This window comes from Candidatus Desulfofervidus auxilii, from assembly GCF_001577525.1.
Lineage (GTDB): Bacteria > Desulfobacterota > Desulfofervidia > Desulfofervidales > Desulfofervidaceae > Desulfofervidus > Desulfofervidus auxilii.
Genome location: NZ_CP013015.1, coordinates 2,125,523 through 2,137,966 on the forward strand (window position 1 = coordinate 2,125,523; position 12,444 = coordinate 2,137,966).

Consider the following 12,444-nt stretch of genomic DNA (forward strand, 5'->3'; position numbering starts at 1 on the left):
ACTGCGAAAGGAGGGGGAAAATGACTTTGCAATTTGCACTTTGCAATCTTCATTTTGCAATTGCCGTAAGGCTATCTTGCCCTTCGGGAAATCGCCTTCGGCGACTTCGTGAATACAAGATGATGGACATTAGAAAAATACCAAATCTTAAAAATGACAAAGCTCAAATGTCAAATCAAGCCATTTGGATTTTTTAGACCATATTTAAACGTCAGATTGTGTGATAAGTATTTTTAAAATTTTACCTTCCCACTATTGTTTACTAAGCCACTTTTTATCAGTATTTTACTCTTTCTCCCACTTTTTGCGACCCTTAATTAGACTTTTTGACTTTTTACAGAGGCTAACGGTTAATTGAACGAAGCTGCTACGCATCTCCTATGGAGTTTCAATAAAGCAATTTTCTATCTTTTTACGATTATATAGGGTATAGATTTGGTTGTCCAGTACAAATAATTAACTGACCATGATGAAATAGAATTCCTGCCATGTTTCAGATACATCTCTATTAGTTACCTTAACAGTAATAACTCCTAGAAATTTGCGACATTTACTCAGCATGGCTTTGCGATTTCTATTACCCAAAAGACCATAATATCTGATTTTTACAAACCTATCAGGCAATACATGAAGCAAAAATCTGCGGATGAACTCAAAGGCATCAAGGGTCATTATTTTATTCCTGTTACCATCAGCATAATCTCTCCTAGAAAGGAAACTTTACCATCCTCTATCTTTAGGATACGGTGATTACCAATTGCAATCCTGTGGGTATATCTACCGAGATACTCAAGGACCATGCTTTTCTCTCCTTGATGAGATAAAATAGATACTCCTTAATCTCTCTCACCTAACTGCTCAGGCGATTTTTTAAAGTAAAGTGCAAAACTCCTTACCTGACCAAGGTAAATCTTTTGTGTCTTGGGGCTAAACCCTGTCAGTTCAAGGTCTGCCTTCATCTGTTCTCTCAACTTTCCCATCTCAGAACCTCCTTTTCTTTGAAATTGATTATTTACCGCCTTTATGTAAGCGGTATTATAAAAGGAGATTCTATTACGTGGGGGCTCATTTAGCAAAGCATGATTAAAGGGGTTATTTTGTGATGTTATAGAAATATGAGGATAGGCTTTTACTGAAAGGATTGAAAGAAGGTATCCACCGCGTAGCGGTTTAGTTCAACGTTCGTTTTGGGGATATGTGAAGTTTGCGGAGCGTAAGCGTAGCAAATTTGGGCGTAGCCGAAGGCGAAGCCACATATCCACCTGTTTCCGAGTGCAGTAGCACCGAAGTGAGCGTAAGCGAAGCGGAGAGTTGCGGGCGGCACTATTATTAAATCACACAATCTCAACAATATCATCCCGATATTGATGCTTATTAAATTCATTGAAGTTTTCAAAGAAATTCCTCCCATCTACAAACATATTATAAATTCTTTCCAATCCCCAAATCTCAGTCCAGTGTTTAATTTCTGTCTCGTAACGAAAGAGACTTTTTATCCTTTCTACGCTCTCAGAATTAGAAATAATTATACATTTCCTAGCTCCGAAACGTTTTGCAAAGATTAAACGATCTTTTGCCTCCGTAGGGTTCCCTCCAATTTGGACTTCTATTGCGATATGTATGGCATCGTTTAATAACCACGCTACATCTATATAATAAGGTGCATCAGGACGAACCCGATAATTGCGTATTGATTTATATCCCATCCATTCTCCGATTTGTCGGACCATATCTACTATTTTGTCATGTAAAGTATTTCCTTGCACACCATCAAGATTCATTATTTCATCTTCTATAGATATTGATACTGGGGTTTCTGAGACTGTTATTTTGTCTTTTCCAGCTTTATCTGGGATAGGCTCTTTTATACCTTCCACTAACAACTCATATTTTTTAAGGTACTTTGATACATCTTCATTTGGTTTTCCAGTAACCGAAATTTCAAAAATATTCTCACGCTTGAAAATATGAAGCTTCCAATGATTGTCTATGGCAGTACTTACATCTCTTAGTAGTTCTGATAAATATGAAGCAGGTATAGCTAAGACTTGGTCATCTGATCCACATATAAATAACACAAAAAAGCTCTCAGGTGAGTATTTCTTTAATTTTTCCTTTGGTAGACCAAACCAGTAATCTAATAAGTCACCACGTTTGTAAGGTTTTGAATATCTAAACATTACTATTTTGCCGTTTTGTAATTTGTAAGAAGATCTGTCTAACCTTTTGCTATCAATACCAATCGCTCTTAATATTCTTTGGTATACGTCAGTATATCTTTCTTCCATGCCTCTTCACCTCATGTTTTTCTTAAGTTTGTGCCGCCCGCAATGGCGTATAACTTGTTTATTTCTGAACTGGTTCAGATATACATCCAAATTGGAGGTATATGTGAACTAGTTCGTATATACCTCCCACTGCTTTTGTGACCCAGAATTTCCTGGATACATCGGAGATCGACTCCGCTTTCCAATAGATGCGTAGCAAAGCTGTGCCTCAAAGAGTGAACCGAGACCTCCTTTGTTATTCCTGCTTTCTTGCAGGCATTGGTAAAAATCTTCTGGACACTTCTAGAATGGAGGTGTTGATTTGACCTATTACCCGGAAATAACCACTTAGAGGAAGGTTCAAACTTTTTCCAATATTCTCTTAGGGTTTCCAGAGCAGCCTCAGAAACTAAGCTATATCGGTCCTTTCTTCCTTTTGCTCCCTTTATGAAAACTAATCTCCTTTTACTGTCTATATCTTCAGGTCTAAGCTTTACTACCTCACTCACCCTTAGACCTCCTGAATATATAAGCATCAAGATCGCTTTATGCTTGATATTGGAGAGGGCGGAAAGGATTTTAGGAACTTCTTCTTTATTCAGGATAATAGGCAGTTTTTTATCCTTCCGAGGCCTTTTCACCTCATAAATAAATTTCTTCTCAAGGACTGTCCCATAGTAGAACTTCAAGGCATTGATAGCTCCATTCAAGGTCGAGGTAGATACTCCCCTTTCTTCTGCTAGATGAAATAAATAATCCTTAATATCATCATTGGTGACCTGTTGAGGAGGCTTCTTTGATTTTTGCAAGAAATCCCGATTATAATGAATGTAGGCTTTTATCGTCTTGGGGCTGTATTTCCTGAAGGTGAACTCTCTCCTCAAGTCTTCAAAATTGATTTCTGTTTTCAGACTCTTTTTGGTAACTTGCAGGGTAGGATCAAGCTCGATTTTTTCGCCTTTAAAGATGGATAGAATTCTATCGATAACCCCATCTGAATATGGGAAACTCCAGTGTTTTTCTTTTGGATGCCATTTGTAACCCTGGATGGTCTTGACCTTTACCACACGAGTAGGATCATAGGCAAAGTCCACAATTATCCTGCCTGATGTGTCTCTGCTGATTTTTATTGACTGCTTCATTATTTAAACAGTTATCATGCTCATTAAAATTTGTAAATAATTTTCTTTATCAGACCAATCGCGGATTTTGGGTTTATTCCCTACACACCCCACACCAATTGCAGTTTCTCATAGGGCATGGAGGAGAAGGTTTGGCTTGTAATGCTTGTTTATATTCCATATAAAGGAACTCCTTATCCAGACCATGAGAAATGATTTCCCAAGGTAAAACCTCTTTTTTTTCTCGTTGTCTAAGAACAAAAAAATCAGGATTTATAGGACTTGTTTTAAAAGCCTGTTGCCAACCTTTGTCAAGAGCCAGGAAAAGGATTTTTCCTACTCGTCTGTCTCCGCGACTTAGCAAGGCTTGAGTATAAGCCCATTTAGGGAGGTCAAAGGCAATAGTCACCCCTCTTTCTCTTTTAAAGGCTGATTTGAGCCAGCGGATTTTTTTCTTCAAGTTTTCTATGGTTTCCATAGGATGCCATTGGAAAGGGGTAAATGGCTTAGGCACAAAACTGGCTACACTCAAATGAATATGAGGACAGAAACGCCCTTTTTGGACATTAAGCATGTTTTTTTTTATTTTTTTTATGAGAATAACTATCTCTTCTAAATCTTCTTGAGTCTCGGTAGGAAGACCAATAATGAAATAAAGTTTTAAAGTCCTGAATCCAAATTGAGCAATTAAACTAGCCGTTTGAAGGATTTGCTGTTCATTAAGATTTTTATTAATCACCGTTCTTAATCTTTGTGAGCCTGTTTCAGGGGCAATAGTAATGGTCTTATGGTGACACTGTTTCATAGCTTCCAGTAAATTAGAAGAGATTTTATCTGCCCGTAAAGAAGAAAGGAAAAAGGACCCACTTTGATTTAAAATGAATTTTATTAAAGGAAACAACTGAGGATAATCATTGACCGCTGCCCCAACAAGTCCAATTTTAGAGGTGAATTCCAGTTTTTGTTGAATTATTTGGCAAATTTCTTTTAAAGGACGCATCCTGGGTGGGCGATAAACATAGCCAGCTCCGCAAAACCGACACCCATGGGGACAACCGCGTTCTATTTCTATTAAAAACATAGATGAAAATTCAGTATCAGGAGTGAAAACTTGGGTATGGGCAGAAGAAAGACTTAAGTCCTGAACCTGCCTTTTTTTAATAGGAAAGGGAAGGTTCTTTTTGGGGATAAAACTTTTTATAGTGCCATCTTCATTATAAATAACCTGATAACCAGAAGGGACATAAATGCCTGCCACTTTTTGAGATAAGTGTTCCAAAAAGAACTCTTTTTTTTCTTCCCATAAGTAAAGATAGGCTTGGATAAATTCTTCTATAAAGGATTCTCCTTCACCAATTAAGAAAAAATCTATATAATCTGCTAAAGGTTCAGGGTTAAGCCAGGTAGCTATTCCCCCGGCTGCCACTAAAGGATGATTTTTCGAACGTTCTCTCTTAAAAAGTGGTATGTGAGCCAAGGAAAGGATTTTTAATACATTTAGATAGTCATTTTCAAAAGAGATAGAAAAGGCTAATAAATCAAAATCCTTAAGTGGTCTTTGGGATTCATAGGAAACCAAAGGAGAGTTGTGTTTTTTAAGCAATGCTTGTTCTTCAAAGTCCGGTAAAAATGCCCGTTCACAAACCACTTCTGGAAAACGGTTTAAGATTCCATAAACCGATTGAAATCCCAGATTTGACATGCCGATAAAATAAGTATTAGGGTAAACTAGAGCAATTTTGAGTTTTCCGCCCCAGTCTTTATATGAAGTGCCTTTTTCCCTAGCTAATCGGTCTTGGTAAAACTTCTTTAATGCATAAGAAACTATAGAACCACCTCACAATATTTCTATTTTTGGGGAATTATAGCAGATTCCGTGGTTATTATCTAGTTAAGGGATTGTTCAGTAGCGTCAATTGTTTTTAAGTAGGGAATAATGAGCTAAAAAGACTTTAAATAGATTCAGGCACACAAAGAACAGGGCAGGGAAGAAGCCTTATTACTTTTTCTGCTGTACTTCCAAAGAAAATACGTTCCAGGTCTTCCTGACCCATCCGACCATAGCCACCCATAACGATTAAATCTACCGCTAGTTCTTTAGCTTTTTTTGCAATTTCCTGAAAGGGAATTCCTTCACAGATAATGGATTTTATTTTCTTTCCTTTTGCATTTTGGGCTAAGAAGTGATTTAGCTCCTCCTCATGCTTTGCCCATATTTGTTTTTTTATCTCTTCATGAGAGGATGAAGAAATACGTAAAATACTGGCTATATGGCTTCTATTGATTACGTGAAGCACAATTACTTCTGCCTTAAATTTTTCAGTTAAAAATAAAGCAAATTTTAAAGCACTTCCTGAACAACCAGAAAAATCTGTGGGAACCAGTATACTTTTGATATTCATAAGTCTTCCTCTAAAATTTCATAATTTCCTGTTCTTTCTTTCTTAAAATTTCATCCACTTTTTGGATAAATTGGTCTGTAATTTTTTGCACTTCTTCTTGCCCTCGGTGAAACTGGTCTTCACTAATCTCTTTATTTTTCTTCATTTTTTTCAATTTCTCATTAGCATCTCTGCGAATCTGTCTTATAGCCACCCTGGCCTCTTCTCCTATTTTATGGATCCTTTTCACCAGTTCCTTCCTTCGCTCTTCCGTTAAGGCAGGAATGGAAATACGAATTATTTTACCATCATTGGTAGGTGTTAATCCCAGGTCTGATTTGAGAATGGCCTTTTCTATATTCCCTAATACAGAAGGGTCCCAGGGTTGAATAGTAATAAGGCGGCTTTCTGGGATAGAAATGGAGGCCAACTGGTTAAGGGGTGTGGATGTTCCATAGTAATCTATCATAATCTCTTCTACTAAGGAAGCAGATGCCCGTCCTGTGCGAATTTTCCCCAAATCATGCTCTAGAACTTGAATAGTTTTTTTCATTTTTGTTTTGGTATCTTTATAGATTTCCTCTAACATGATTTTCTCCCTTAGGAAATCTTGGTCCCTACCGATTCTCCCCAAATTGCCTTTTTAATATTCCCAGGAGTTACCATATTAAACACTATAATGGGAATTTTATTATCCATACATAAAGAGACAGCAGCTGCATCCATTATTCTAAGCTGTTTTTGTAAAACTTCAATATAAGAAAGATGGTCATATTTTTTAGCGTCTTTATCTTGCAATGGGTCCTTTTCATATACCCCATCTACTTTAGTTGCTTTAAGGATTACCTCTGCTTCAATCTCTGCCGCCCTTAGGGCTGAAGCCATATCTGTAGTGAAGTAAGGATTCCCTGTGCCGGCTGCAAATATGACTATCCGCCCTTTTTCTAAGTGTCTTATTGCCCTTCTTCGGATATAGGGTTCAGCAATAGCTATCATATTAATAGCAGACATTACTCTAACTTCTAATCCTTGATTTTCAAGAGCTACCTGTAAGGCTAAGGCATTTATTAAAGTAGCTAACATTCCCATATAATCACCTGTTGCTTGGTCTATACCCAATTTCTTGGCTTCTCTTCCCCGAAAGATATTTCCACCACCAATTACGATAGCTATTTGAATTCCAGTCTTAGCCACCTTGGATATCTCTTGAGATACTCTTTTTAAAACCTCAGCACTAATTCCAAAATCTTGATAGCCTAACAGGGCCTCACCACTTATTTTAAGCATCACTCTCTGATACTTGGGTTTCATCTGGTAATTTTTCTCCCAATTGAAAACGAACAAATCGTCTCACCACGATTTTTTCCCCGGTCTTAGCCACTAATTCATTGAGTAAATCCTTAATTTTTATGGATGGGTCACGTATATAGGGCTGCTCTATTAAACAAGCTTCTTCAAAAAACTTCTGCAATTTGCCTTCTACAATTCTATCTATTATCTTTTCTGGTTTACCAGAGGCAATGGCCTGTTGATGGTAAATTTCTTTCTCTCTTTCGATTATTTTTGGAGATAATTCTTCCTTGTTTACTACCAAAGGGTTAGTAGCCGCAATTTGCATGGCAATTTCTTTCACAAAATTTTGAAATGCCTCTGTTCGGGCTACAAAATCAGTTTCACAATTTACTTCCACCAGCACCCCAATTTTGCCTCCAGCATGAATATAGGCATGCACCAGACCTTCTTTGGCTGTCCGTCCTGCCCTTTTTTTAGCCTTGGCTAAGCCCTTTTTCCGTAATTCATCAATGGCCTTTTCTAAGTTTCCTTGTGCCTTTTCCAGGGCCTTCTTACAATCCATTATGCCCGCCCCGGTCCTTTCTCTTAGTTCTTTAATTTGAGCAGTAGTAATTGTCATTATACTCTCCTATTCGATAGTAGGTTGTTCTTGAGAAGTTGAAATATCCCCAGATGCTGCAACTTCGGTTTCCATTTTTGTCTCTTCCATTTCTTGCATAGTGGCTATTTCCTTTTCATATTGGTCTTTGCCTTCAATACATGCATCGGCAATACGTTCTGTTAGCAAACGGATTGCCCGGATAGCATCGTCATTTCCAGGTATAACATAATCTATTTCATCAGGGTCACAATTGGTATCTACAATAGCTACAATAGGAATATTCAACTTTCTGGCTTCATGGGTAGCAATTCTCTCTTTATTAGGGTCAACAATATAAACCACCCCGGGCAATTCTTCCATATCTTTTATACCACCAAGGTTTTTATTCATTTTTTCAATCTTGCGCTGAATTTGTAAGGCTTCTTTTTTGGTCAAATTTTGAATGGTTTCATCTTGAACCATAGTTTCTAAACTTTTTAATTTATCAATACTTTTTTTGATAGTTTGAAAATTAGTAAGAGTCCCACCTAACCATCTGTTAGTTACATAAAACATCCCACATCTTTTAGCTTCTTCTTCCACTACCTCTTTAGCTTGGCGTTTAGTACCTACAAACAATACCTTTTTTCCCCGAGCTACCTGTTCTACCACAAAATCATAGGCAATTTTGAATAATTGGACCGTTTTTTGCAAATCAATTATATAGATTCCATTACGTGCCCCAAAAATATAAGGTTTCATTTTTGGATTCCAGCGTCTGGTTTGATGTCCAAAATGAACACCTGCTTCTAATAATTCCTTCATGGTCACATAAGCCATAAAATCCTCCTTTTTCAAAGTAAATTATGCACAGAGAGATATCACATTACATAGAGTTTGACAAGTGATTATGTCCTATATTGTGCATTAATTTTTATATATTCTGGGGTAAGGTCACAAGTGTACCACATAACACTTTCTCCCCCTGAATTCAAGTTTATGGTAAGAAGCAGTTCTTTGTTCTTCAAATATTTTTTTACCTCTTTTTCCATCTTTTGGTTTTTTCCTAGTCCATTTTTTACCAAACAAATCTCACCGAAAAAAATGTCTATTTTTTCTGGTTTAATATTAATTCCACTCCGGCCAATGGCAGCCATAATCCTTCCCCAATTTGGGTCTCCACCATATAGAGCAGTTTTTACCAATAAAGAACCAGCAATAGTAGAGGCTACCTTTTCAGCATCTTTCACGGATTTTGCCCCTACTACTTTGATAGAAATAAATTTAGATGCGCCTTCACCATCTTTCACGATCAGTTTTGCTAATTCTGTTGCTACCTCAAATAAACATTCCTTAAAAATAGGATGGACTGAGTGTAAAACCGAATTTTGAGCATACCCATTAGCCAAAATTAAGGCAGTGTCATTAGTACTGGTATCCCCATCTACTAAAATGCGATTGAAGGTTTGGGCAATAATTTTTTTGAATAAGGGTTGTAAAATAGCCGGAGAAATGGCCAAATCAGTGATAAAAAAAGCAAGCATGGTGGCCATATTAGGCATGATCATGCCTGCTCCTTTAGCTATACCTAATAGAGAAAAAGGAACTCCATCTATTTCCCCTTTTTTATAAACCAATTTAGGAAAAGTATCTGTAGTCATAATGGCCTGGGCAGCTTCTTCCCAACCAGTAGTGTGCAAATCACTGATCAAGGTCTTAATTCCAGTCTTGATCTTTCCCATAGGTAATGGTTGACCGATGACACCTGTAGAACACACTAACACCAGTTGTTCAGGAATTTCCAGCCCTTTTGCTAATAAATAAGCCATCTCTTGAGCGTCTTTCTCTCCTTGTCTTCCAGTGCAAGCGTTAGCATTCCCACTATTAATTAAAATGGCCTGGGCTACGCCTGACTTAACCCGATGTTTAGTCAATTTTACTGGAGCTGCTTGAATTTGATTTTGGGTAAAAACACCTGCTACTACTGCTGGTTTATCACTATAAATTACCGCCATATCCTTTCTATCAGGGACTTTGATACCTGCTGAAGTGGTATTTACCAAAAAACCAGGAACAGAAATATCAGGCATTTCTTCCACAACAATGTTTATATTTTTTCCCACTCCCACAAGGGCATGGTTCATTCCGCCCGATCTTTTTCTTCTTACGTCTGATAGGCTGTCTTTTTGTTTCTCCTTCCCCATGACTTAGATGCATAGCTTCTGGTTCTTCAGGTCTTAAAGCAGCCAATTCCTCCTCGGTCTTAATTTCCACCCTAAATAGATTGGTTACAGTTGCTTCTTTAATCCGTTCAATTAGCTCACTAAACATCATGAACCCTTCTTTTTTATATTCCTGTAATGGGTTTCTTTGTCCATAACCCCTCAGACCAATTCCTTCTCTTAAATGGTCCATTGCTACTAAGTGGTCTCGCCACAGGGAATCCACTACTTGTAATACAATATATCTTTCTAAAAAACGCATATTTTCTGGACCAAATGACTGTTCTTTTTGGGCATATACTTTTTGTAATGATTCTGTGATAAATTTAATCAGCTTTTCCAGTGTAAGGGCATCTAATTCTAACTCATTCCAGTCTAATTTAGTGCGAAATACCTGTTCAATTTGTTTTTTTAGTCCTTCCAAATCCCAATCTTCAGGGTGGGTATCTTTAGAACAAAAGTTTGATACAAGGTTATTTACTGTATCTTCAATCATTCCTAAAATAGTTTCTCTTAAATTTCCCTCTATGGCCTCACGTCGCTGTTTATAGATGATTTTTCTTTGTTCATTGAAGACATCATCATATTCCAGCAATTGTTTTCTAATTTCAAAGTTTTGGGCCTCCACCTTTTGTTGAGCATTCTCAATGGCCTTAGAAACCCATTTGTGTTCAATAGGTTCTCCCTCTTTCATACCCAGTTTATTCATAAGTCCAGAAAGACGCTCTCCTCCAAAAAGGCGTAATAAGTCATCTTCTAAAGAAAGATAAAACCGCGAAGAACCAGGGTCTCCCTGTCTTCCACTCCTACCTCTTAACTGGTTGTCTATACGCCTACTTTCATGCCTTTCGGTGCCAATAATATGTAAACCACCTAGTTCTGCTACCCCTTCACCTAAGACAATGTCAGTGCCTCGTCCCGCCATATTGGTAGCAATGGTAACCTTTTGCTTCTCTCCTGCATAAGCTACGATTTCAGCCTCCTTAGCGTGGTGTTTGGCGTTAAGGACTGCATGGGGAATTCCCTCTTTTTTAAGCATATGGCTTAAAAGCTCTGATTTTTCAATAGAAACCGTGCCTACCAGTACAGGTCTTCCTTGTTTATATAATTCCTTTATCTCTCTTACTACTGCTTTGAATTTTTCCCTCTCTGTGCGATAGATTACATCAGGATGGTCAACACGAATCATTTCTTTGTGAGTAGGAATTACTACTACATCCAGATTATAAATCTCCTTAAATTCTGTGGCTTCTGTTTCTGCTGTGCCGGTCATTCCTGCCAGCTTTTCATACATACGGAAATAATTCTGGAAGGTGATAGTTGCCAGGGTTTGGTATTCACTTTGAACTCTCACTCCTTCTTTAGCTTCTAGGGCTTGGTGTAATCCTTCACTATAACGACGTCCTGGCATCAGGCGACCGGTGAATTCATCTACAATAACCACCTTTCCATCTTTGACAATATAATCTCGGTCTTTTTTAAACAGGTAATGTGCCTTTAAACACTGATAAATTACATGCAAAACTTCAATATACCTGGGGTCATAAAGGTTGTCTATCCTTAATAGTTTTTCCATTTTGGCCACACCGGCTTCGGTTAGAGGCACTGCCCTTGATTTTTCGTCAATAGTAAAATCTATTTCCTTTTTTAAATGAGGAATAAGACGGTTAATTTGATAAAAAAGAGCAGTGCTTTGTTCAGCAGGACCAGAAATAATCAGTGGTGTTCGGGCCTCATCAATGAGAATGCTATCTACCTCATCTACAATGGCGTAATAATAATCTCGTTGAACAATATCCTCTAAGGAAAATTTCATATTATCTCGTAAATAATCAAACCCAAATTCATTGTTGGTGCCATAAGTAATATCGGCTGCATAGGCCTTTTTTCTGGCCGGGTCATCCATTTCATGTAAGATCACTCCTACTTCCAAGCCTAAAAACCGATAAATTCCACCCATCCACTCACTATCACGCTTAGCTAAATAATCATTTACCGTGACTATATGCACCCCCCGTCCTAATAAGGCATTTAAATAAGCAGGCATAGTGGCAGCCAGGGTTTTACCTTCACCAGTCTTCATTTCTGCAATCTTACCTTCATGTAAAACCAGTCCTCCAATTACCTGGACATCGAATGGACGTTGTCCTAATACCCGTATGGCAGCTTCTCTAGCCACCGCAAAGGCCTCAGGCAATAAATCATCCAACTTGGCGCCATTTGCAATCTGTTGCTTAAACTCGGCTGTTTTGGCACGCAGTTGGATATCACTTAACTTGGATACTCGGGGTTCTAGCTGGTTGATTCTATCTACGATTTCCCCCAGGTGATTTAGCTCTCGTTCATTTTTTGTGCCTACCAATTTTGTCAATATGCGAGCTAACATCTATAAACCTCCTGTTTTTAAGAATAACTTAAAAGACGCCTTCTGGCAAGGTGAGGTAGAACCCAAAAAATCCACAGTCAAGGAATAGTCCAGCCCGGTGATACTCTAATAACCCGGAATTTTTCTTGATTTTTATGGGTGATTATTATGTAATTATTTAGAGATAGATGGCTTCTAGATATGTGTTATATTTG

The 12,444-nt window shown here is 37.8% G+C and carries 12 protein-coding genes and 1 pseudogene; 1 reads left to right on the forward strand and 12 read right to left on the reverse strand.

What is annotated here, in order from left to right:
* The first annotated feature begins 20 nt into the window (after positions 1 to 20).
* Entirely contained in the window at positions 21 to 197 is a 177-nt protein-coding gene (locus HS1_RS13465) for a hypothetical protein (RefSeq protein ID WP_172793683.1), read from the forward strand.
* Positions 198 to 456: 259 nt separating this feature from the next.
* Here the strand turns inward: HS1_RS13465 and HS1_RS13200 are convergent.
* The 12 genes and pseudogenes from HS1_RS13200 to secA all read right to left on the reverse strand — a co-directional run.
* Positions 457 to 797 (reverse strand): annotated as a pseudogene (locus HS1_RS13200) (transposase); the annotation flags it as partial.
* 39 nt (positions 798 to 836) lie between these two features.
* On the reverse strand, positions 837 to 980 hold the full coding sequence (locus tag HS1_RS13695; RefSeq protein WP_245669981.1) for a phage integrase N-terminal SAM-like domain-containing protein: 144 nt from the start codon (positions 978 to 980) through the stop codon (positions 837 to 839).
* 354 nt (positions 981 to 1,334) lie between these two features.
* Positions 1,335 to 2,288: a hypothetical protein gene (locus HS1_RS10595; RefSeq protein WP_066065117.1), complete on the reverse strand. Its 954-nt coding sequence runs from the start codon at positions 2,286 to 2,288 to the stop codon at positions 1,335 to 1,337.
* 74 nt (positions 2,289 to 2,362) lie between these two features.
* Complete coding sequence (xerA, locus tag HS1_RS10600; protein WP_082757802.1) at positions 2,363 to 3,409, reverse strand: site-specific tyrosine recombinase/integron integrase; 1,047 nt, start codon at positions 3,407 to 3,409, stop codon at positions 2,363 to 2,365.
* 73 nt (positions 3,410 to 3,482) lie between these two features.
* Positions 3,483 to 5,216 carry a TIGR03960 family B12-binding radical SAM protein gene (locus tag HS1_RS10605; protein WP_066065123.1) on the reverse strand — a complete coding sequence of 578 codons (1,734 nt, stop codon included), beginning with the start codon at positions 5,214 to 5,216 and terminating at the stop codon, positions 3,483 to 3,485.
* Positions 5,217 to 5,340: 124 nt separating this feature from the next.
* Positions 5,341 to 5,790: a universal stress protein gene (locus HS1_RS10610; protein WP_066065125.1), complete on the reverse strand. Its 450-nt coding sequence runs from the start codon at positions 5,788 to 5,790 to the stop codon at positions 5,341 to 5,343.
* A 10-nt stretch (positions 5,791 to 5,800) separates the two neighbouring features.
* Positions 5,801 to 6,361: a ribosome recycling factor gene (gene frr, locus HS1_RS10615; RefSeq protein WP_066066592.1), complete on the reverse strand. Its 561-nt coding sequence runs from the start codon at positions 6,359 to 6,361 to the stop codon at positions 5,801 to 5,803.
* Between the two features lie 8 nt (positions 6,362 to 6,369).
* Positions 6,370 to 7,080, reverse strand: a complete 711-nt coding sequence (pyrH, locus tag HS1_RS10620; protein WP_066065128.1) for a UMP kinase — start codon at positions 7,078 to 7,080, stop codon at positions 6,370 to 6,372.
* Positions 7,049 to 7,681, reverse strand: a complete 633-nt coding sequence (tsf, locus tag HS1_RS10625) for a translation elongation factor Ts (RefSeq protein ID WP_066065131.1) — start codon at positions 7,679 to 7,681, stop codon at positions 7,049 to 7,051. The genes pyrH and tsf overlap by 32 nt, the downstream gene beginning before the upstream one ends.
* A 9-nt stretch (positions 7,682 to 7,690) precedes the next feature.
* Entirely contained in the window at positions 7,691 to 8,482 is a 792-nt protein-coding gene (rpsB, locus tag HS1_RS10630; RefSeq protein WP_066065134.1) for a 30S ribosomal protein S2, read from the reverse strand.
* Positions 8,483 to 8,550: 68 nt separating this feature from the next.
* Complete coding sequence (argJ, locus tag HS1_RS10635) at positions 8,551 to 9,786, reverse strand: bifunctional glutamate N-acetyltransferase/amino-acid acetyltransferase ArgJ (RefSeq protein ID WP_245669985.1); 1,236 nt, start codon at positions 9,784 to 9,786, stop codon at positions 8,551 to 8,553.
* On the reverse strand, positions 9,725 to 12,250 hold the full coding sequence (gene secA / locus HS1_RS10640; RefSeq protein ID WP_066065137.1) for a preprotein translocase subunit SecA: 2,526 nt from the start codon (positions 12,248 to 12,250) through the stop codon (positions 9,725 to 9,727). Before secA ends, argJ begins: the two co-directional genes overlap by 62 nt.
* Positions 12,251 to 12,444: the final 194 nt, after the last annotated feature.